18 protein-coding genes are annotated in these 21,846 nt (G+C 65.1%); 5 read left to right on the top strand and 13 right to left on the bottom strand.

Going from position 1 to position 21,846, the window contains the following annotated elements; translation table 11 throughout:
* Positions 1–5 precede the first annotated feature (5 nt).
* A complete protein-coding gene (locus tag D1012_RS16670) occupies positions 6–3,392 on the bottom strand; it encodes an AsmA-like C-terminal region-containing protein (RefSeq protein WP_118154908.1) in 3,387 nt (1,128 codons plus the stop codon).
* Positions 3,393–3,519: 127 nt separating this feature from the next.
* On the opposite strand from D1012_RS16670, the gene bcp reads away from it, so the two are divergent.
* The 4 genes from bcp to D1012_RS16690 all read left to right on the top strand — a co-directional run bounded on the left by bcp (position 3,520) and on the right by D1012_RS16690 (position 6,856).
* The gene (gene bcp / locus D1012_RS16675; RefSeq protein WP_118154911.1) at positions 3,520–3,993 is read left to right on the top strand and encodes a thioredoxin-dependent thiol peroxidase; all 474 of its coding nucleotides are present in this window, start codon (positions 3,520–3,522) and stop codon (positions 3,991–3,993) included.
* Positions 3,993–4,814, top strand: a complete 822-nt coding sequence (locus D1012_RS16680; protein ID WP_118154914.1) for a ferritin-like domain-containing protein — start codon at positions 3,993–3,995, stop codon at positions 4,812–4,814. The genes bcp and D1012_RS16680 overlap by 1 nt, the downstream gene beginning before the upstream one ends.
* 181 nt (positions 4,815–4,995) lie before the next feature.
* Positions 4,996–6,336 carry a M23 family metallopeptidase gene (locus D1012_RS16685; RefSeq protein WP_118154917.1) on the top strand — a complete coding sequence of 447 codons (1,341 nt, stop codon included), beginning with the start codon at positions 4,996–4,998 and terminating at the stop codon, positions 6,334–6,336.
* The gene (locus D1012_RS16690; RefSeq protein WP_118154920.1) at positions 6,326–6,856 is read left to right on the top strand and encodes a bactofilin family protein; all 531 of its coding nucleotides are present in this window, start codon (positions 6,326–6,328) and stop codon (positions 6,854–6,856) included. The genes D1012_RS16685 and D1012_RS16690 overlap by 11 nt, the downstream gene beginning before the upstream one ends.
* A gap of 166 nt (positions 6,857–7,022) precedes the next feature.
* On the opposite strand, the gene D1012_RS16695 is transcribed toward D1012_RS16690, so the two are convergent.
* The 5 genes from D1012_RS16695 to D1012_RS16715 all read right to left on the bottom strand — a co-directional run bounded on the left by D1012_RS16695 (position 7,023) and on the right by D1012_RS16715 (position 14,231).
* On the bottom strand, positions 7,023–7,766 hold the full coding sequence (locus D1012_RS16695; protein WP_118155189.1) for a DUF2189 domain-containing protein: 744 nt from the start codon (positions 7,764–7,766) through the stop codon (positions 7,023–7,025).
* A gap of 132 nt (positions 7,767–7,898) precedes the next feature.
* On the bottom strand, positions 7,899–9,023 hold the full coding sequence (gene prfB / locus D1012_RS16700; RefSeq protein WP_118154923.1) for a peptide chain release factor 2: 1,125 nt from the start codon (positions 9,021–9,023) through the stop codon (positions 7,899–7,901).
* A 95-nt stretch (positions 9,024–9,118) separates the two neighbouring features.
* Positions 9,119–11,674: a penicillin-binding protein 1A gene (locus D1012_RS16705; RefSeq protein WP_118154926.1), complete on the bottom strand. Its 2,556-nt coding sequence runs from the start codon at positions 11,672–11,674 to the stop codon at positions 9,119–9,121.
* Positions 11,675–11,815: 141 nt separating this feature from the next.
* Entirely contained in the window at positions 11,816–13,015 is a 1,200-nt protein-coding gene (locus D1012_RS16710; RefSeq protein WP_118154928.1) for an N-acetylmuramoyl-L-alanine amidase, read from the bottom strand.
* A gap of 52 nt (positions 13,016–13,067) precedes the next feature.
* Positions 13,068–14,231 carry a pyridoxal phosphate-dependent aminotransferase gene (locus tag D1012_RS16715; RefSeq protein WP_118154931.1) on the bottom strand — a complete coding sequence of 388 codons (1,164 nt, stop codon included), beginning with the start codon at positions 14,229–14,231 and terminating at the stop codon, positions 13,068–13,070.
* A 113-nt stretch (positions 14,232–14,344) separates the two neighbouring features.
* Between D1012_RS16715 and D1012_RS16720 the strand changes: the two genes are divergently transcribed.
* Complete coding sequence (locus tag D1012_RS16720) at positions 14,345–15,082, top strand: DsbA family protein (protein ID WP_118154934.1); 738 nt, start codon at positions 14,345–14,347, stop codon at positions 15,080–15,082.
* Between the two features lie 146 nt (positions 15,083–15,228).
* Here the strand turns inward: D1012_RS16720 and lpxB are convergent, their stop codons facing one another.
* The 7 genes from lpxB to D1012_RS22870 form a co-directional block, all read right to left on the bottom strand.
* Positions 15,229–16,365, bottom strand: coding sequence for a lipid-A-disaccharide synthase (gene lpxB / locus D1012_RS16725; RefSeq protein ID WP_118155192.1), 1,137 nt, complete (start codon positions 16,363–16,365; stop codon positions 15,229–15,231).
* A complete protein-coding gene (locus D1012_RS16730; protein WP_118154937.1) occupies positions 16,362–17,159 on the bottom strand; it encodes an LpxI family protein in 798 nt (265 codons plus the stop codon). Before D1012_RS16730 ends, lpxB begins: the two co-directional genes overlap by 4 nt.
* On the bottom strand, positions 17,156–17,953 hold the full coding sequence (gene lpxA / locus D1012_RS16735; protein ID WP_118154940.1) for an acyl-ACP--UDP-N-acetylglucosamine O-acyltransferase: 798 nt from the start codon (positions 17,951–17,953) through the stop codon (positions 17,156–17,158). The genes D1012_RS16730 and lpxA overlap by 4 nt, the downstream gene beginning before the upstream one ends.
* Before the next feature lie 3 nt (positions 17,954–17,956).
* Positions 17,957–18,430, bottom strand: coding sequence for a 3-hydroxyacyl-ACP dehydratase FabZ (gene fabZ, locus D1012_RS16740; RefSeq protein ID WP_118154943.1), 474 nt, complete (start codon positions 18,428–18,430; stop codon positions 17,957–17,959).
* Positions 18,431–18,525: 95 nt separating this feature from the next.
* The gene (locus D1012_RS16745) at positions 18,526–19,146 is read right to left on the bottom strand and encodes an OmpH/Skp family outer membrane protein (protein WP_158569379.1); all 621 of its coding nucleotides are present in this window, start codon (positions 19,144–19,146) and stop codon (positions 18,526–18,528) included.
* Between the two features lie 14 nt (positions 19,147–19,160).
* The gene (gene bamA / locus D1012_RS16750; protein ID WP_118154951.1) at positions 19,161–21,545 is read right to left on the bottom strand and encodes an outer membrane protein assembly factor BamA; all 2,385 of its coding nucleotides are present in this window, start codon (positions 21,543–21,545) and stop codon (positions 19,161–19,163) included.
* Between the two features lie 133 nt (positions 21,546–21,678).
* Complete coding sequence (locus D1012_RS22870) at positions 21,679–21,816, bottom strand: hypothetical protein (protein ID WP_199489542.1); 138 nt, start codon at positions 21,814–21,816, stop codon at positions 21,679–21,681.
* Positions 21,817–21,846: the final 30 nt, after the last annotated feature.

Below are 21,846 nucleotides of genomic sequence, written 5' to 3' on the forward strand. Positions count from 1 at the left end.
TATCGTCAGTTGGTCTGGCGCAGCACAGGCGCAGGGCGGCGGAAAATCTCGCGGAACATGCCCGGCGTCAGGATCGACAGCGGGTTGACGCTGACCTGCGGCGCATCCGCCGTGCCCTGCAAGGCGTAGTTAAAGCCGAACACCCCCTCGCCCCGCCGCGTCAGCAAGGCCCCGATGCCATTGACCAGATAGATCGGCGACACAACCCCCTGCAAGGCCAGCCGCTTGGTTTTGATGCCGTACAGCCCGGCCAGCGACACCCCCAGACTGGCCCCCATGGCAGAGCTGCGTGTGACCTCGATGGCATCGGGGGTGATGATGAAATCGGCCTCGGCCTCGCTGAAAAAGATGCCTTCGCCGTTCAGCTGCTCCAACAGCCCCACGACCGAGATTGCCGACAAGAGTTCGGCCAGCACATTGGCCCCGCGCACCCGCAGCCGCGTCATCTCGGCCCGGCCGTCATAGACCCCCTTTTGCGCGCGTGGCGTCAGCCGCAGATCCAGCGTGCCCCCCCGGGCCGAGGCAAAGATCCCCGCCGCCCGCAGCGCCGCCCCGGCATCCGCCGATTGCAACCGCACCGCAAGGCCATGCCGCGACGGAACGGCAGTGCCATTGACCGCCGCCGCACCGTTGATGCTGGCGCGAAAGCTGCCGTTCAGCCCGCCGCGCTGCGAAAAATCGCCGCGAAACCCGGTCAGCGCAATACCATCGCTGACAATCAGCCGGTCAAGGCTCAGCGACAAGGCGCCTTGGGTCTGGCCGCTGCCGTCCGCTCCGGCGGGCCGGTCAAAGCGGCGCAGGTCCACCGTACCGCCGGTCACCGCCACATCGGGCGCGCGCCCTGCGCCGCGCCCGGTCAGGGTTACGCCGCCGGTCAGCCAGCCGTTCAGACGGACCGAGCCAAAGCGCGCGGTCTGCAACCCGCCGCCCTGCGCCAGTGTGATCGCGCCCTCTGCCTCCAGCCCGCCACCACGCACTGCCAGCCGGGAGATTTGCGGCACCGGACCCAGCACCGCCTCCACCTCCAGCTGCCCGGCCGACCGAGCACCTTTGGTCCAGCCGACCGCCGGCAGGGTCAGCCCGATGCCGGCCAGATCCGAGGTCAGCCGCAACCGCCCCGGCGATCCCTGCTCCAGATCAATCGTGACCTCGGCCTGCCCCGCACCGCTGACCATGCCCGCAGGCAGGCCCAGACCGAACTCGGCCACCGTGTCCGGGGACAGGGTGACAGAGCCTGCCACCCGGCTTTTGCCCCGCTGATCCGCGCCAAAGCCTTGGGTAAAGGCCACATCAAACGGCACCTTGCCGATCCGCCCCGGCCCGCTGATCTGCAAGCCCGTCGGGTCGGCTGTCAGGATCAGTCCCTCGGCGGTGATGGTCTTGCCCGGCACCAGCGCGTCCGATGACAGGCCCAGGATCTGACCGCGCACCGCATAGGCCACGTCTTTCAGCTCCACCCGCCGCGCCAAGGGCAGCGACAGCTGCGTGTCCATCACCGCGCGGCCCTGCCCCAGATCCGGCGTGCGCCCGGCCTTTGTCATGAAGCCAAACGGCGGCAGATCCAGCAGCGACAGCGCAGCGGTCAGCGAGCTTTCGGTGCGCAACCGGATCTCGGCACGCGCAGGTTTGGCCAGCACGTCCGGCACCGAAAACACCGATCCCGCGACATCAATCTCACCGCCCAAGGGTGCCTCCACCGTGCCGCCATCCAGCACCACGGTATAGGCGGTGCCCTCAATCGATGAGCGCCCCCGCCCGTTGCGGATCGGCGGCAAGGTGCGCAGAAACCGCACCTCGGCCCCGTCGAATTCATAGCCAAGCGCCAGTCGCGGGTCTTGCCCCGGTGTCACCCGCAGCGCGGCTTTTACGTTGGTCAGCAGGCCCTGCGCCACATTCTGCCCCACCCAATTGCGGGTGCCCGGCACCGCACTTTTCGGCCAGATCTGCAACAGCCGGTCATGCGCGATCGCATCCAGCGTCAGATCCAGCGCCACCTGCCAGCCCGTGGCCAGCGCCTCTACCGCGCCCGACAGTGCCAGCCGCCGCCCGGTTTCCTCGATCAGCGCGACCTGCCCGATTTCCAACCGGAACGGGTCCAGCGTCAGCCGCGCATCCATCGCGCCGCCGGAAAAGCGCAACGGCTGGTCAAACAACCCCTCCGGGTCGATCTGCGCCTCGGAGATCTGCACCTGCCCCAGAAACCCGGCGGGCAGGCGACGGCCCAAAGGCCCGGTCAAAATCTTGCCCGCATCACCCAGCAGATAGGAGTGCCCCGCCGCCTTCAGCCGCAAGGTCGGCCCCTCGACCGACAGGTCGCCCAGCACCACCCGGCCCCGCGCCGGATCATAGCTCAGCGACACCGCAGCCCCGTCAAAGCCGATTGGCGGCGTGGCGGCATCAGGCTGCAGGGCCCCCGCCCCCAGCGACATCTGCGCGCTCAGCGCGGTCAGGCCGTCATTGTTCAGCTCGGCCGAAATCCGGCCCGAAATCGGGGCGTCCAGCACACCGAGCCAGCCCAGCACCGGGGTCTGCGCCGCGATGTCTGCCGCCGCCACCCCCTCGACCGCAGCCGTGACCCGCAGCAGCGTCTGCCCCTTGGGCCGGATCAGCGTGACCAGCGCCTGCGCCGGTTCGCCGCTATCAGAGGCCAGCGACAACCCGACTTCGGCGGCCAATACATCCGGGCGGTTCTGCAGCGTGATCCGGCCATCGCCCACTGTCCAGGTCCGCCGCAACCGTTGGTCAATCAGCGTCAGGCTAGCGGCTTCGGCCTCGATCCGGTCCAGCCGCGACAACAATGGCGCCTCCAGCGCCCGGTCGATCTGCGCAAACAGATCGCTCAACCCGTTGATCGGTGGAGCGGTGCCCGAGGCCCCGATGCTCAGATCAAAGCTGCCATCCTCGCGCCGGTTCAGCGTCACTGCGCCGCCGATGATGCGCAATGAGGCCGGGCGCAGACTGCGCTCCCGCACAAAGGCCCCCGCGTCAAAGCTCATCCGCAGATCAGGCAGCGCCAGCAAGGTGCTGCCCTGACCTTGCAGCAGGCGCAGATCCTCCAGCCGCAGACGCGGGGTCCAGTCCGGGTCCAGTGCGACCTCAATCGCGCCCACCGACACCGCGGCCCCCGGCAGCACATCCTGCAACGCGGCATTGGCGCGGGTCTCGACCTCGGCCACGCTCCATTCCGGCAGGCGGATCGGCTTGCCGGTCAACGCCAACACCCCCAGCACCGACACCGCCGCCAGCACCACCAGCACAATGAGCAGCACCAGACCGGCCTTGCCCGCGCGACGCAGACGCGGGCGGCGCGCAGCCGGTTGAGGGGGCCGGGGGCTATCGGCCCCCTGCTCCTCTGCCCTGTCCGGGTTGCCCTGCGCTGACAGGTCCGTCATCGCGCCTGTGCCCTTTTGACCAATCGCTGCCCCTTATGCCCATTTGTCACTTGGGCTTGCCTTTATCTTCGCGGATCGGCAACTAAAACGCAAAGGGTCGTGACCCCAAAGGCAAGGAGCCGCTGAAATGACCACCCAGATCCCCGAGACCGGAACCATCTCCCCCGATTTCACGCTGCCGCGCGATGGCGGCGAGACGGCTACGCTGTCCGCCTTCCGCCCCGGCAAGGTGGTGCTGTACTTCTACCCAAAGGATGACACCCCCGGCTGCACGCTGGAAGCGCAGGATTTCACCGCCCGCGCGGCAGAGTTTGCCGCCGCAGGCACCACGGTGATCGGCATCAGTAAAGACAGCGTGAAAGCGCATGATAAATTCTGCAAAAAGCACGGGCTGCAGATCATTCTGGCCAGCGACGAGGACGGCCAGACCTGCGAAGATTACGGCGTCTGGGCCGAGAAAAGCATGTATGGCAAGACCTATATGGGCATCACCCGCGCGACATTCCTGATCGACGCCGAGGGCAAGATCGCCCGCATCTGGCCCAAGGTCAGCGTAAAGGGCCATGCCGATGAGGTGCTGGCGGCAGCGCAGGCGCTGTGATGAAAAGCCTTGCCGAACGTGCGGTCGAGGTGCTGACCACCGCTGACGGGCGCGCCAAATGCGCGCTGTCGCGGGCACATGCCGCCGAGTGGATGGCCGCGCGTGCCGCAGGCACCCCGCTGCCGGTCGGCAAGGCCACCCCGCCCGATGCCCCCGCCCGCCCCGACCAGCCCGAGCTGCTGGACCCGCGCGACGTACCACGCCGACGCCCCGGCTCGCCCACCGGCCGAATCGCGCTGTTGCATGCGGTGGCGCATATCGAACTGAACGCGGTCGATCTGCACTGGGATATCATCGCCCGTTTTACCGATCACCCGATGCCGCTGGGGTTTTATGATGACTGGGTGAAAGCCGCCGATGAAGAATCCAAGCATTTCAACCTGATGTGCGACTGTCTTGAAGCCCTTGGCAGCCACTACGGCGCCATGCCCGCCCATGCCGGCATGTGGCGCGCGGCATCAGACACCGCCAGCGATCTGCATGGCCGTCTGGCCGTGGTGCCGATGGTGCTGGAGGCGCGCGGGCTCGATGTCACGCCCGGCATGATTGATCTGTTCCGCAAGGCCGGTGAGGCCGGGCCGGTGGCCGCGCTGGAGGTGATCTATGCCGAAGAGGTCGGCCATGTCGCCTATGGCTCGAAATGGTTCAACTGGCTCTGCGGGCGCGAAGGATCTGATCCGAAAGAGGTGTTTCACCGGCTGGTGCGGCACTATTTCCACGGCTCACTCAAGCCACCCTTCAACGAAGAAAAACGCGCCGACGCGGGTCTGCCGCCCGATTTCTACTGGCCACTGGCCGACAGCATCCCAAACCGAACCTGACGCACCCGTCAAAATAGGCGGGAACTCGCCGATTCCCCCAGTAAACCGGCAGGTTTGCGGCAGCCCACGGTCAAATTTGTTGCGATACAGTAAAGCGCTGGCTAATCAGAAGGCGCTTGCCCCCCGCACGGGAGGAGCGGGCACTCGCCCTTCCCGTAGGTCACGAACGGAAACGCCACCAGTGCTCACGCGACTAACCTATCGCATCAATCTTGGACTTGAGCGGTATTTTCCCGAACAACGTCTGTTTCTGAAATCCGACACCGAAACCCGGTTCATCCGTCTTCGCCCGACCACGCAGGCCGTGGCCGTCGCGGGTGGTGCTTTGGCGCTAGGCTGGACCATCCTGGCCACCGCGATCATCCTGATGGATTCGATCAGCGCCGGGTCAGGCCGCGATCAGGCTCTGCGCCAGCAAACCCTGTATGAACAACGCCTGAACGCGCTGAGCCAGGACCGCGACGCCCGCGCCGATGAGGCGGCTGGCGCGCAGGAACGCTTTAACCTCGCGCTGCAACAGGTGGCCGAGATGCAGGCCCGGCTGCTCGCCTCCGAAGACAGCCGCCGCGAGCTGGAAACCGGGATCGACGTGATCCAGAACACCCTGCGCCGCACCATCAAGGAACGCGACGCTGCCCGTGAACAGGCGCAGGCCGCCGGGGTCGCACAGGTTGCCGAAAACGGAGCCACCAAATCCGATGCCGGTCGCGCCAAGGATGCGATGGCCACGGTTGATATTCTGGCCGATGCGCTGTCCGCCACCGCACAGCAACGTGATCTGATGGAGGGTGCCGCCGCCAAATCCGCCGAGCGGGTCGAAACCGTGCTCGCCGAGAAAAAGGCGCTGCAAACCCGCAACAACGAGATTTTCGCCAAACTGGAAGAGGCGGTTTCTGTCTCGATGGAACCACTCGACAAGATGTTCCGCGCCGCCGGCATGTCGCCCGACGACATGCTCAGCCAGGTCCGGCGCGGCTACGCCGGTCAGGGCGGTCCGCTGACACCGCTGACGCTCTCGACCAAAAGCGCCGAGTCAAACGGCGACGAACGCCGCGCCAATGCCATCCTGCAAGGGCTGGACCGGATGAACCTGTACCGTCTGGCGGCGTTCAAGGCCCCGTTTGCGATGCCGGTCAAAGGCAACTTCCGCTGGACCAGCGGCTTTGGCACCCGCAACGACCCCAAAGGCATGGGCCGCCGGATGCACGAAGGCACCGATATGGCCGGTCCATATGGCATGCCGATTCTGTCCACCGGCGATGGCGTGGTCACCCATGCCGGCTGGTCTTCGGGCTATGGCCGTCTGGTCAAGATCAAGCACGAATTCGGAATCGAAACGCGCTACGCTCACATGTCAGCGATCAAGGTAAAGGTGGGCGATAGGGTATCGCGCGGCGAGCAGATCGGTGATATGGGCAACTCAGGTCGGTCCACCGGGACCCACCTGCATTACGAAATCCGCATCGGCGGCAGAGCCGTGAATCCGATGACCTTCATAAAGGCAGCGAACCATGTTTTCTAAGAGCCGAATCAATGAACCCGGGCCAAAGTCTGACGACAAGTCGAAGGCCCCCGAAACTCAGGCCTCGAAACCGAACATGGACTTCACGCCGTCGGCCCCCAAGGGCAAAGTTTCTGCATCTGTGCTGTCTTCTGACCTGACCATCGTGGGCAACCTGCGCACCACCGGCGACATCCAGGTCGAAGGCACTGTTGAGGGTGATATCCGCGCCCATCTGCTGACCGTGGGCGAAAGCGCCACGATCCGCGGCGAAATCGTCGCCGATGACATCGTGGTCAATGGCCGCGTCATCGGCCGCGTCCGCGGGCTCAAGGTCCGCCTCACCGCCACCGCGCGGGTCGAAGGCGACATCATCCACAAGACCATCGCGATCGAATCCGGCGCCCATTTCGAAGGCTCGGTTCAGCGTCAGGAAGACCCCCTTGCGCAGGGCCGCATCTCGGCCCCGGTGCCGCAGGCGCAACTGGCCCCGCCCATGGGCGCCACCGCCCCGGCACAAAAGCCCGGCGACGGCGTCTGACGCACACCCTTCCGGTTACAGACAAAAGCGCGCCCCGACCGGCGCGCTTTTTCTTTGGCACCATCGCCGGTCGGCGAAAGACCACAGCTCCGCAGCGCTTCCCTCCCCCCTTGTGGGGTCGGGGCATGCCCCCGACGGAGAGGGAGGGGGGCGGCGCTTCAGCCGCTCACATGCCGTCAAACACCAGTGCGCGGCGATACAGGTGCCAGGTCGCATGGCCCAGCACCGGCAGCACCACGAACAACCCCAGAAACCCCAGCGCCATGCCCGCAAACAACAGCACGGCAATGCCCAGCCCCCAGATCAGCATCGTGCCGGGGCTGGTGGTCACAACCGAAACGCTGGTGATCATCGCGGTGATGAAATCCACCTCGCGGTCCAGCAGATAGGGCAGGCTCACCACCGTCAGCGCAAACAGCGTGCCCGCAAACGCCGCCCCCACCACGGTGCCCACCACCAGCATCATCATCCCTTCGACGGTCTGGAACACGGCAAAACTGCTGGAGATATTGGTCATCGTGGCATTGCCCAGAAACACCGCAAAGATCATGTGGCCCAGAAAGTTCCAGAACAGGAAAAACACCACCACCACGGCCGCCATCGACGGGATCTGACGATCTTTCTGCGAAAAGATCACCCCCGCTACCCCGGCCAGGTTCAGCGCCTCGCCAGCCTCCAGCCGCCGCGACACTTCATAAAATCCGCAGGCGATGAACGGGCCCAGGATGGGGAAACCGGCCCCGGCGATGATTGTCCACCACACCTGCCCCTTGGCCAGCAGCGCATAGCTGATCAGCCAGCCCGCCGCGACATAGACTGATGAGAACAGCAGCCCATACAGCGGGGCTGCCAGAAAATCGCGCCAGCCCGCCGCCAATGCGGCGCGCAGGTCTGACAGATCCAGTTCCATGATGTCACTGGCCGGGTTTGCCCCTGCCCTTGCCTCGCTCACGTCCATAAGTCCTCCCGCTTTGCGGCAAGGGTATGCGGAAACGCCGTGCGGCTCAAAGATGTATCTCAGTGCCGCAATTGCAAAGCGCGGTCAGTCGGCATTCGCCTCGGCACGGCTTTTACCTGCCACGTCCAGTGCCAGCGTCGCCGCCATGAACTGATCCAGATCGCCATCCAGCACGCCGCCGGTGTCAGAGGTTTCCACCCCGGTCCGCAGGTCTTTCACCATCTGATAGGGCTGCAACACATAAGACCGGATCTGGTTGCCCCAGCCCGCCTCGCCCTTGTTGTCATAGGCGGCGTTGATCGCGGCGTTCCGCTTGTCCAGCTCCATCTGATACAGCCGCGATTTCAGCGCGTTCATCGCGATTTCGCGGTTCTGGTGCTGCGACTTCATGCTGGAGGTCACGACGATATTGGTCGGCAAGTGGGTGATCCGCACCGCCGAGTCGGTGGTGTTGACGTGCTGCCCCCCGGCCCCGGACGAGCGATAGGTGTCGATGCGGATTTCGTTGTCGGGCACGATGATCTCGATATTGTCGTCGATCACCGGGTAGACCCAGACCGAGGAAAACGAGGTGTGCCGCCGCGCCGCCGAGTCATAAGGGCTGATCCGCACCAGACGATGCACACCCGATTCCGATTTCAGCCAGCCATAGGCATTGTGCCCGGTGATCTTGTACGACACCGACCGGATGCCCGCCTCTTCGCCCGCGGTTTCCGACTGCAGCTCGACCTTGTAGCCCTTTTTCTCGGCCCAGCGGACATACATCCGCGCCAGCATGGACGCCCAGTCGCAGGACTCGGTGCCACCCGCGCCAGCGTTCACCTCCAGGAAGGTGTCGTTGCTGTCGGCCTCGCCATCCAGCAGCGCCTCCAGCTCTTTGGCGGCGGCCAGTTTGGTCAGGTCGCGCAAGGCATTTTCCGCCTCGGTCACGATCTCGGCGTCGCCTTCGGCTTCGCCCATCTCGATCAGCTCGACATTGTCGCGCAGGCCCGAGGAAATCAGGTCATAGGTCGAGATCGACTCCATCAGCCCCTGACGCTCTTTCATCAGCTTTTGCGCCTTGGCCGGATCGTTCCACAGGTTGGGGTCTTCAATCATCGCATTGAATTCTTCCAACCGGTGCGGAGCGGTTTCCCGGTCCATCCGCTGCGCCAGAAGCTTCAGCGATTTCTCGATGGCGGTCACATTGTTCTGCGTCTCGGCGCGCATGGGTCTTTATCCTTCGGGCTGATGCCCGGCACATAGCGAAAACGGCGGGACGCGGCAAGGGTGCGCCCCTGCCCCGTCCCGCCGCTGCGCAAGGGTTAATACAATCCGCCCGAACTGAGCGTGCCGAAATCGGCCTTGGCGGGCACAGATTTGCGCTCGCCCGTCGCCGTGGTCACCGTGGCAGAGCTGCCGCCGCGGTCAGTCTCGCCATAGGCGAACAGCGGCAGGTTGCCCCCCATCTGGAAGCCACCATCCACCATCGCGCCCAGACCAAAGATCGGCTCTTCGCCCTCGCGGAAGTATTCCGCCACCACATTGTCACCCGTCGCCCCATCAGCCAGCCGCGCGCCGCTGAAGCGGTCGATGTTGATGAAATAGCCCCCCGGCGGCACCTTGAACTTGGCCCCGCCATATTTCTTGATGGCGGTGCGCATGAACTGCTCGAACACCGGGCCACAAAAGCCGCCGCCTGAGGCTCCGTTCATCGTACGCGGCTGATCGTAACCGATATAGCAACCGGCCACGATGTTTGACGTATAGCCCACGAACCACACGTCCTTGTTGTCGTTGGTGGTCCCGGTCTTGCCCGCCACCGGCACCGGCAGATTGATGCCGCGCGCCGTGCCGCGTTTGACCACGCCCTCCATCATGCTGGTCAGCTGATAGGCGGTGATCGCATCCATCACCCGCTCGCGCTTTGAGGTGATCTGCAACCCGGCACCGGGGTTCAGGCTGGCCAGCTGGCAATCTTCGCAAACCCGCTGGTCATGGCGATAGACGGTGCGGCCAAAGCGGTCCTGCACCCGGTCCACCAAGGTGGGTTCCACCCGCTCGCCACCATTGGCAAACATCGCATAGGCCGCCACCATCTTGAACAGCGTGGTTTCCTGTGACCCCAGCGAGTTTGCCAGGAACGTCGGCATCCGGTCATAGACGCCAAACCGCTCGGCATAACCGGCCACTGTGTCCATCCCGATCTCTTCGGCAATCCGCACCGTCATCAGGTTGCGCGACTGCTCGATCCCGGTGCGGATCGTTGTGGGGCCGTAAAACCGGTTCGACGCATTCTTGGGTCGCCACAGCCCCTGCGGCGTGTTCACCTCGATCGGCGCATCGACAACGATTGTTGCGGGGGTAAAGCCGGAATCCAGCGCCGCCGCATAGACGAAAGGCTTGAAGCTTGACCCCGGCTGCCGCGCGGCCTGCGTCGCACGGTTGAACACCGACTCCTGATAGGAAAACCCGCCCTGCATGGCCAGCACGCGCCCGGTGAACACGTCCATCGCCATGAACCCGCCCTGCACCTCAGGCACCTGCCGCAGGGACCAGCGCACAAAGCTGCCGTCATCATCCTTGGTCACCGCGCGCACCAGCACGACATCGCCGACCGCAACCAGATCGCTGGCGCGCTTGGCCTGCGGCCCCAACCGCCCGTTTTCCTGCCGTTTGCGCGCCCAGGTCACATCCTCGGCGGGGATGAAATGACCCTCGCCGTCTTCGGGCTGACCCTCGATCCCGATCCGGGCCGAGCGGTCGCCGGTCTCCAGCACCACCGCCGGGAACCAGCCGTCAATGTCGCGCGGCACGTCAACATCGGCCAAGGCCGCGCGCCAGCTGTCTTCCGAGGTGAGCTGCTCGGGCGCAATGGTTTTGCGGGTGCCGCGCCAGACGCCCTGGCTCCGGTCGTACCGCTCCAGCCCCCGGCGCAGCGCGCGGGCGGCCTCTTCCTGCAACTCCGGGTCGGCGGTGGCGCGGATCGACAGACCGCCGCCAAAGAATTCCTCTTCGCCAAACGTACCCGACAACTGTCGCCGGATCTCATCGGTGAAATAATCGCGTGGCGGCAAGGCATCGCGGAACGCGGTAAAATCCCCGTTCTGCACCGATTTCAGCGGCAATTGCCGCTCGGACTCATAGGTCGTCTTGTCGATATAGCCGTTCTGCCACATCTCGCGCAGCACGTAGTTGCGCCGCTCGGTCACCCGCTCTTTCGCCGTCACCGGATGATAGCGGCCCGGAGCCTGAGGCATTGCCGCCAGCATCGCCGCCTCATGCGGGGCCAGATCGGTGAGCGGCTTGTTGAAATAGGTCTGCGACGCGGCTGCCACGCCATAGCTGTTCTGCCCAAGGAAGATCTCGTTCATGTAGAGCTCAAGGATCTTGTCCTTGCTCAGCGTCTCTTCCAGCCGGCTGGCCAGGATCAGCTCCTTGATCTTGCGCTCGCCGGTCTTGTCGCTGGACAACAGAAAGTTCTTCATCACCTGCTGGGTGATGGTCGAGGCCCCGCGCAGGTTTTCGCCCCGGCTGACCACCGCATCGCGCAAGGCAGAAGCCATGCCGGTCACGTCATAGCCGCCGTGGGTGTAAAAGTTCTTGTCCTCGGCGCTGATAAACGCCTGCTTGACCAGATCGGGAATTTCCTCGACCGGCACAAACAGCCGCCGTTCCTTGGCAAATTCGTCGATGATCTGCCCTTCGCCCGAATAGATTCGGCTGATGGTGGGCGGTGTGTATTGTGCCAGACGCTCATGACTCGGTAAGTCACGGGAATACATATAGAAAATCGCCCCGACCGACAGGGCCGCAAACAGCACCCCCATGGTGATCAGGGTGAAAATTCCACCGAAAAATGAGCCTATGAAGCGGACCAACCGACAACTCCCGTATCTTGTCCGCGCCTTATACATACCTGCACGGTCCCGGTCAAAACGAACCCCCCGGCACAGGCGCCGCCTCGCGCAATCGTCACCCGCGCGTGGATGCGTGCAAACCGGGCTGCTGCTCCACGCGCCTCAGCGCTGCAGCGCCGACAGGGCCGCATCCTCGGCAGCCCAGGCCTTCAGCCCGTCGCGCAGCGCCAGGGCCATCTTTGCCCGCCACTCCGGGTCAATCAGCCGCGCCAGATCCCGGGCCGAAGACATGAACCCCAGTTCGACCAGCACCGACGGAATATCGGGCGATTTCAGCACCGAAAACCCCGCTGTCTGGCGCGGGTGGCGGTGCATCCGCAGCCCTTCCGCCTTGATCGCGCTCTCCAGCGCCAGCGCCAGCCGCTCGATCCGCGGCCCGGTCTCGGTGCGCGCCATATCCATCAGGATCGTCGCCACCAGATCATCCTGCGCCGTCAGATCGACGCCCGACAAAAGGTCGGCACGGTCATGCCGCTCCGCCAACGCCTGTGAGGCCGCATCAGAGGCGTCTTCCGACAGCGTGTAGATCGTCGCCCCCACCGCCTCACCCTCGGCAATCGCATCGGCATGCAGCGAGACAAACACATGCGCGCCCGCAGCCCGTGCGATGGAAATGCGCGACTCCAGCGGCACGAACTCATCTTCCTCCCGCGTCAGGATCACCAGAAACCCGCCGTCGCGCAGCAACAGATCCTTCAGCTCGCGGGCAAAGGTCAGCATCAGCCCGGCCTCGGAATAGCCGTCGCGCTCTGCCCCGGGATCAATGCCGCCGTGGCCGGGGTCCAGCACCACCACCACCGGCCCGGTGCCGCGCGGCACCGGCTTTGGCAGGTCGGCGATCTCTGGCAGCGCCCAGCCCTCGGGCTCCGGCTGCGCCGCCGCCGCCGCAAACGCCTCTGCCCCGGCAGGCGCAAGATGCAGCCGCACCTTTGCCGCCGCCTCGCCGGTCACCATATCGGCCCGCGCCACCAGATAGGGTCCGGTCAGCTCCAGCACCAGCCGCGACCAGCCCTGCCGCACCACCCCGGCGCGCAGACCCGCCACCGCGTCACTGTCCTGCTCGACCGAACCAAGCCCGCTCCAGTCCACCTCGCGCACATCCAGCACCAGACGCGGCGGCTGATCCAGCACCCGCACCCGCCAGGGTACCGGCTGGCTCAGCACCAGCTCCACATCAATGCCGCCGCTCTTGTCCGCCACCCGGGACTGTTCCGGCACCAGCCGCGCCAGCGCCGACAGCTCCTGCGCCACCGCAAGAGCCGGCATCAGCACCAGACCCAGAACCAGCACCCACAGCCTCATCACCACGCCCCACTCATTTTCTGTCTGAAAATATCCCCGCCGGAGGCGCACATCAGCCCCGCGCGATCCCGCCCGGACGCGAGGCCATGAAGCCCTGCAACCGCGCCAGCCCCTCAATAATATCCCCCGTCGCCCGCGCATAGGATAACCGCAGGCTTTGCCGCCCGCGCACCGGGTCAAAATCCAGCCCCGGTGTCACCGCCACCCCGGCCTCATGCAGGATCTCGCGGGCAAAGCCCAGCGAGTCCTCGGTCAGCGCTGAGACATCGGCATAGACGTAAAATGCCCCGTCCGGCGGCGCGATCCGGGTGAACCCGGCCAGCGGCAGCCCTTCCAGCATCAGCCGGCGGTTTGTCGCATAGGTGGCCCGGTTGACCTCCAGCTCGTCCACGCAGTCCAGCGCCGCCAGTGCCACGATCTGGCTGGCATGGGGCGGGCAGATGAACATGTTCTGCGCCAGCCGTTCGATGGTGCGCACGTGATCCGGCGGAACCACCATCCAGCCCACCCGCCAGCCGGTCATGCTGAAATACTTGGAGAACGAATTGATCACGTAAGCCTCATCGGTGATCTCCAGCGCCGACACCGCCCGCGCGCCGTAATGCAGCCCGTGGTAAATCTCGTCCGAGACAAAGGAGATCCCCCGCGCCGCGCTGTGGTCGATCAGGGCTTTCAGCGCCCCTTGGTCCAGCATCGTGCCGGTCGGGTTGCCGGGCGAGGCGACGATCAGCCCCGACATCTCCACGCCCTCCAGATCGGCGGGCACCGGCTGCAGCCGGTTCTCGGCCCGTGTCGGTATCCCCACCGGCTGCAAGGACAGCGCCCGCAGGATCTGACGATAGCTCGGATAGCCCGGCTCCCCCAGCCCGACCCGGTCCCCGGCGTCAAACAGCGCGGTGAAGGCCAAAAGGAACGCGGCGGAGGAGCCAGAGGTCACCACCACGCGCGCGGGGTCCAGATCCACCCCGTACCAGCGCTGATAAAGCTGCGCGATTCCCGCCCGCAGCTCAGGCAGCCCCAGCGCCACGGTATAGCCCAAAGACCCTGCCGCCATCGCCTGCGCCAAAGCCGCCCGCGCCGCCGCCGGGGCCGGGGTGCCGGGCTGACCCACTTCCATATGGATGATCCGGCGGCCCGCAGCCTCCAGTGTGCGTGCTTCTTCCATCACATCCATCACAATAAAGGGATGAACCGCGCCCCGACTTGAACTCTTCATGCCCGCCCCTCTATGGTTTGCCCGAAGTGTCCCGGTTCGCGGGGCAAGGTCAAGCCCGACCCCAAAGAAACGCCTGCGCCGCACCTTCGCCGCACCCTTATCAGAGACGATCCATGATCCTGAGAACCCTGATCGGCATCACCGCCATGATGATGACCTCCACCGTCGCCCTTGCCGAGATGACCGAAACCGAGCGCGAGGCGTTCCGGGCCGAGGTGCGCGAATTCCTGCTCGAAGAGCCAGAAGTGCTGGTCGAGGCGATGGAGGTGCTGCAAAGCCGTCAGGATCAAAGCGCGGCACAGCGCGATCTGGCGATGTTGCGCGACAATGCCGATCTGATCTACCGCGACCCGAACTCCTGGGCCGGTGGCAATCTGGAGGCCGATCTGACGATCGTGGAATTCGTCGATTACCGCTGCGGCTATTGCCGCAAGGCGCATGACGAGGTGGCAGAACTGGTGGAATCGGATGGCAATATCCGGTTGGTGCTCAAGGAATTCCCGATTCTGGGGGAACAATCGCTGCTGTCGTCGCAATTCGCCATCGCGGTACGCCAGCTGCACGGCGATGACGCCTACAAAGCTGCCCATGACGCGCTGATCACCCTGCGCGGCGATGCCAATGCCGAGACCTTTGTCCGTCTGGCCACCGATCTGGGCCACGACCCCGCCGCAATCACCGAACGGATGAAATCGCCCGAGGTGCAGGCGATCATCGACACCAATCACGCGCTTGGCACGATGATGGAAATCAACGGCACCCCGACCTTTGTGATCGACGAGACCATGGTGCGCGGCTACGTCCCGCTCGAAGGCATGCGCCAGATCGTCGCCGGTCAACGCGAAGGCTGACCGGCACGCGGCCCCCCCACCCCAGCCCTCCCCCACGAGGGGGGAGGGAGGATCTCTATTCTGACCCATCCGCACCTGTGACAGGCGCAGGATATGTGCCTCCCTCCCCCCTCGTGGGGGAGGGCTGGGGTGGGGGGGATCGCGCCTTAAATTACGGCTTTACGGTCCAGAAATCCCAGCACCGACTGCGCCGCCCGCAGGCCCGGCGGCAGGCCGCCCCGCCCCAGCCGCTCCATCGTCAGCCGCATTGCATCGCGCTGCGACGCGCCGCGCTCGTCCAGCAGCCGCAGCACCGCAGGCGCGATCCGCTCGGCCCGGCAGTCCGGCCCGATGAACTCCGGCACCACCCGCGTCTCTGACACAAGGTTCACCAGCGTCACCGTGTCGATCAGCGCCGCGCGCCGCATCAGCCACAGCGTCAGCGGGTTCATGTCATAGGCGATCACCATCGGGCAATCATTGGCCGCCAGCTCCAGACTGACCGTGCCCGAGGCCGCGATGGCCACATCCGCCGCCGCAAAGGCCGCGCGTTTGGTGGCCGCATCCTGAATGATCTGTGGCGGAATGGCCCAGTCAGCGGTCAGATCCTGCACCAGCCCGGCCACCCCTCGCACCGTGGGCAAGGCCACCCGCGCATCGGGATGCACCGACTTGATCCGCGCCACCACCTGCCCCAGCACCGGGGTCAGCCGCATCACCTCGCCCTTGCGCGACCCCGGCAGGGCGAGGATCAGCGGGCCATGCCCGCGCAGTGTCTCGGCCTCCAGCCCGGTGGCCAAAGGCTCTGCCACCACCGGATGCCCGACAAAATCACAGCTCATCCCGGCGGCGGTCATAAGGGGCGGCTCGAACGGCAACAGTGCCAGCACATGATCGACCACGCGGGCCATCTTTGCCGCCCGCCCCGGACGCCAGGCCCAGACCGAGGGCGCCACATAGTGGATCACCGGAACTTCAGGCCGCGCCGCTTTGACAATCGCCGCCACCCGCAGGCAAAAATCGGGGCTGTCTATCGTGACCAGCGCCTGCGCACCCGAGTCCAGCACCGCCTGCGCCGCCTGCGCAATCCGGCGTTTCAGCGCGAAATACTTTGGCAGCACCTCGACCAGCCCCATGACCGACAGCTCTTCCATCGGGAACAGGCTGTCCAGCCCTTCGGCCTGCATCAGCGGCCCGCCGATACCGCTGAACTGCACATTCGGCGACAGCGTTTTCAGCCCCGCCATCAGGGCCGCCCCTAGCCGGTCGCCCGAAGGCTCGCCCGCGATCAGGAACAGCGTCAGCGCGCCCACAGGAACAGGCCCGCATCATTGGCGGTAGCGATCATCTGATCAAGGTCCAGGCAGATCACCCCGCCCGCCTGCCAGACAATGCCGCCCAAACCCGCCTCGGCCACGCGCGCCACCGTCTCCGGGCCGAGCGTGGGCAGATCGACGCGCAGATCCTGCCCCGGTTTCGGCGCTTTGTAGAACAGCCCGCGCGTGCCCGTGGGCCGCAGAGACGTTGGCACCGCAGACAGCCCGCGCAGCATCGCATCGGTGCCCGGCAACGCCTCGACCGCGAGGCAAAGCCCCTGCGCCACCACGCAGCCCTGCCCGACATCCACCGCCCCCAGCGCCGCTACGATGGCCGCTGCACGCTGCGCATCCGCCTCATCCTGCGGGCCCACCGTGCCGCACAGCACCCCGGCCCCCGGCACCAGATCCGGCGCAATCTCGGCCGTGCCCGCGACCGTGAAGCCGAACTCCTCAAAAAGCCCGATCACCGCGCGCAAGGTGGCATCATCGCCTTGCGCCATCGCCGCCATCAGGCGCGGCACCAGCTGCGCTGTACCTGCATCAAACAGTGCCGGGTCCAGCCGGGGCCGGTGCACCGCACCGGCAAAGCTGACCCGGGTCACCCCCGCATCTTCCAGCGCGTGAAAGAACGGCACCAGCCGCTCCACCCGGAACACCAGATCCACCGCCAGCCCCTCGGGCACAAACCCGTCGAGCGCGCAGATCAAAGGTGCCTCCAGCGCCCCGGCCACAGCGGCGGGCAAGCGGCCTGCCCCGGCGATCACAGCGGTCCGGCTCATTTCGGAGTCAGGAAACTGCGGTCGCTGGCCGAGAGGATGAAATCCGTCATCTCGCGCACATGCCCGGACTCGGTCTCATCTGCCAGCCGCCGCGCGCGGTCGAGGAACGACCCCTCGCCCTGCGCCAGCATCTGATAGGCAGCGCGCAAGGCGGTGATCTCGGACCGCTCCACCCCGCGCCGTTTCAGGCCGACAAGGTTCAGCCCGTCCAGCACGCCGCGCGGACCCTGCACCAGACCATGCGGCAACACGTCATTGGTCACCATGGTCACCGCGCCGATGATCGCCCCGCGCCCGACCCGCACCCATTGGTGCACGCCCGACAGCCCGCCCACGATCACATCATCGCCGATCTGGCAATGCCCGGCAATCGCCGCCTGATTGGCCAGCACCACCCGGTTGCCCACGGTGGCATCATGGCCCACATGCGCGCCGGTCATCAACAGACAGTCATCGCCGATCCGCGTCACGCCACCACCGCCCTCGGTGCCGGTGTTCAGCGTAGCACCTTCGCGGATCTTGCAGCGCGCGCCGACGATCAGCCGGGTCCGTTCGCCCTTGAATTTCAGATCCTGCGGCACCTCGCCGACACAGGCAAAGGGGTAGATCACCGTATCCGCGCCCACCTCGGTCCAGCCCGTCACCACGGCATGGGATTTCACCACAACGCCCGCTGCCAGGCTCACCTCGGCCCCGATCACCGCAAACGGGCCCACCTCGGCCCCCGCGCCGATGGTGGCCCCGTCTTCGACCACGGCCATCGGGTGAATGCGGGCAGAGGGGTCAATGCGCATCCGTTACGCCTTTTTTGGCACGTCAAACATCGCGGTGAATTCCGCCTCGCAGGCCAGTTCGTCGCCGACCATGCCGCGCCCTTCGAACTTCCAGACCCGGCCGCCGCCGCGCAGCGCCTTCACATGCAGTTCCAGCACATCCCCCGGCACCACCTTGCGGCGGAATTTGACGCCATCGACGCCCATGAAAAACACATTCGCATTCTTGTCGACCAGATCCATCGACAGCCCGACCAGAATCCCACTGGTCTGCGCCATCGCCTCGATGATCATCACACCGGGGAAAATTGGCACGCCCGGAAAATGCCCGGTAAACTGCGGCTCGTTCATGGTCACGCATTTGATACCGACACAGCTTTTGTTGACGTGAATATCAACGACCTTATCGACCAGCAAAAACGGGTAGCGATGCGGCAGGATCCGCTGAATCAGCGCGATGTCGGCAGTCTGGCCCATATCTGTTGGTTGTTCGGTCATTCATGATCCCCGTCTGATCGTTGCGTGCTGGCTGCACGGCTGTTCTGGCTTTGCTAACAACTGAAACGCGCAGGAGCAAGGCACCCGCGCCATTCTCAGGGCTGAACGGGCACGGGCAGCGGCACATCTGCCTGCCCCGGCTCCGGTTCTGACTCTGGCGCGGGTGCCAGATCTGTGCCGTCGCCCAGTTCGGTATCCAGCCGGGCAATCGCCTGTGCGGTGATGTCGAACCGGTCAAAACTCAGCACCACGACCGAGCGGTCGATGATCGCCACCGCGCCCAGATCCTGCATCAGATCGGCCAGCACGGGGGCCGAAGCCTCCAGAAAGCGCTGCTGTTCGGTGTCGCGTTGCCGCGTCAGCGCCCGGCTTTTCGCTTCTTGCGTGACGCGCAATTCCTCGACCCGAGAGTCAAATTCCTGCGCAAGCTCACGGAACTGCGCTGTCGGCAAGGTGGCCCTGCGTTCGGTCAGCAGACGCTCTTCGGCTTCCAGCGCGGCCTCAAGCCGACGGTTCTCGGCAATCAGGTCATTCGACGCACTGTCAATCCGCGCCAGAATAGCCTGCCCCAAACGGGTTTCCTCAAACAGCCGGTTTCGGTCCAGCGTGACCACTGCCGATTGCAGACTGACCACCGGCGGCGCAGGCTCCGCCTCCTGCGCCGGAAGCGGCCCGGCCAGCACAGCTGCCAGCCCGGCCACCAGAGCGCCGCGCAAGCCTGCCCGCCGCATCAGAACTGGGTCGAGATCGTCAGGTCGAACGACCGTTCCTTGTCGTAGTCCTCTTTCTTCAGCGCCTTGGAGAAGTTGAACCGCAGCGGCCCGATCGGCGCATCCCAAAGCACCGAGACCCCGACAGCCGCCCGTGGGTTGAACCCGGTGTCAATCGGCGCGCCAAGCGCATCAACGATATTGCCCTTCAGACCCCAGACCGAACCCACATCCATGAACAGCCCGCCGCTCAGCCCGTATTCTTCGGGCAGGCCAATCGGGAAATCGGCCTCGAACCGGGCGACGGCGTAAAAGTTGCCGCCAAGCGCATCGCCGGTGACCTGATCGCGCGGGCCGATGCCGTTGCCTTCAAAACCACGGATCTTGCCATTGCCAAAGAACCGCTCGGTAACCCGCGTGCCGTAGCCGCCCAGCGGTGAAATCGTCCCGGCCTCGAAAATCGCGCGCAGAGTGACCTCTTCGCTCAGGATCTTGCGTTCGCCAAGCGCCTGAACCTCGCTGGAGATATACTTGGCATCCCCCCCCAGACCGGCGAAATCCTGACTGAAGCGGAACACCATGCCACGATCCGGGCTCAGCCCGCCGATCCGGGTGTCATAGCTGTAGGTATAGCCGATGGCCGACGTAAACTCGCCGTCGCGGGCAGATTCTGCCACCAGAGTCGGGTTGCGCTCGGTCGCGGGGTCGATCACGCCGTCCCCGTTCACATCCTTGCCCTGATAGTTCTTGATCGTGTTTTTCGACAGACCGTAGCGCAGCTCCAACCGGCTCACCTCCCCCACGGGGAAGGACAGCGCGGCGCGCGCACCGACATTGGCGGTGTCATAGATCGCGTTTTTCTGGTCGGTGATGTTGTAGAACGCGCCCAGAGACAGCGACAGGTCGCGCCCCAGAAACGCCGGCTCGGTGATCGAGAGCGAAGAACTGGTGCTGTCCGACCCGGTTGCGATGGCGACAGACAAAGCCTGCCCGCGCCCCAGAAAGTTGGATTCTGCAAAGCCGATGTTCACCCCGACACCGGCATCTGCCCCATAGCTCGCGCCAAAGGAGAGTGACCCGGTGGGTTGCTCTTCGACGTTCACATCAACGATCACCTGATCCGCCGCCGACCCCGGCCGCGCATCAACCTGTGCATCCGAGAAAAAGCCAAGGGCGCGGATGCGTTCCGCCGACTGGCGCACTTCGCGCGGGTTAAAGGGGTCGCCTTCGGCGCTGCGGAACTGACGGCGGATCACCTGATCCAGCGTCGTGGTGTTGCCTTCGATGTCGATGCGCTCAACGAACACCCGGTCGCCACGCACCAGCGCAAATTCCAGATCCAGCGTGCCGTCGCGGTCATTGCGGGTGATCCGCGGATCGACGCGGACAAAGTTCAGCCCCTTGCGCAGCGCCAGATTTTCCATTCGCGCGATGGTGTTTTCCACCACCAGCGGCGAATAGGGCACGCCCGAGCGCACCCGTGACAGCGCGCCATACTCGGCGGCATCCACGCCATTCACTTCGGATGTCGTGGTGATATTGCCGAACCGGTACTGCCGGCCTTCTCGGATGGAAAAGCTGACAAAGACCGCATCCCGCTCCCGCGCGACTTCGGCCGAGGCATCGGTCACCTGAATGTCGATATAGCCGCGCGCCAGATAGAAATCGCGCAGCATCTGCTTGTCCACCTCCAGCCGCTCGGCGACAAAGGTATCGCGCTGGATCAGGGTGCGCAGCAAACCGGCCTGCTTGGTCTGCAGCACCTGCCGCAACCGGCGGTCACTGAACGCCCGGTTGCCGACAAACGACAGCCGTTCAATCTCGGTCACGCGGCCTTCGGTGATCTCGAACGCCAGATCGACCCGGCCACCGCTGCGGCGGATCAGCTTTGGCGTCACCGTGGCGGCAATCCGGCCGCGGGCCTGATACGCCTCGGCAATGGCCGCCGCATCGGCTTCGGCCACGCTGGGCGAATAAACCCGGCGCTGCTTGGACTGGATGATTTTAGCCAGATCCTCATCTTTCAGGCGCTTGTTGCCCTCAAAATTGATGACGTTGACGATCGGGTATTCCTTGACCCGGATCACCAGCTGATTGCCCTGCGGCACAATCTCGACCGTCTCAAACAGGCCAGAGCGGACCAGCCCCTGATAGGCGTCGTTCAGCCCGCCCTGAGTCAATGTCTCTCCGCGCCTGATTCCGGCAAAGCCCAGAATGGTGGCATTGTCCACCAGCTGATTGCCCTCGATCACGACCTGATTGAACGCATATTGCTGGGCAAACGCGGGCATGAAGACCGTAGCCGAAGCCGTTGCCGTGGAAAGGAAAAGCACCGTCAGCAGACGCTTGCGAACGCTTGCCCCGTCGCGCGAGGCTTTCGCCGCGGCACCCGCTGTATCGTGCATGACAACGCCCCATTATCAACAAACTGTTGTGTCTTCACTAGCCCGAAGTGCCGGGCTTGTCAAAGCGTTGCGGGGGGATTTGTGGCCGAAATGCCGAGGCGTTGCGCTTGTGCAGCAGCGATCTTGTCAGCACTCAGAGTCCGACAATCGCCGTGCCCAGATAGGCCCCGGCCAGCAGACCCGCCACAACGGTGCCCAGCGTGAAGATCCGGTCAGCATTCAGCCAGACCAGAAACGACAATCCACGATACCCTTGCATGACCAGCTGCATGACAAAACCCTCTCAAGCACCCGTCCTGCA

This window comes from Pseudotabrizicola alkalilacus, assembly GCF_003443995.1.
In the GTDB taxonomy this organism is placed as follows: domain Bacteria; phylum Pseudomonadota; class Alphaproteobacteria; order Rhodobacterales; family Rhodobacteraceae; genus Pseudotabrizicola; species Pseudotabrizicola alkalilacus.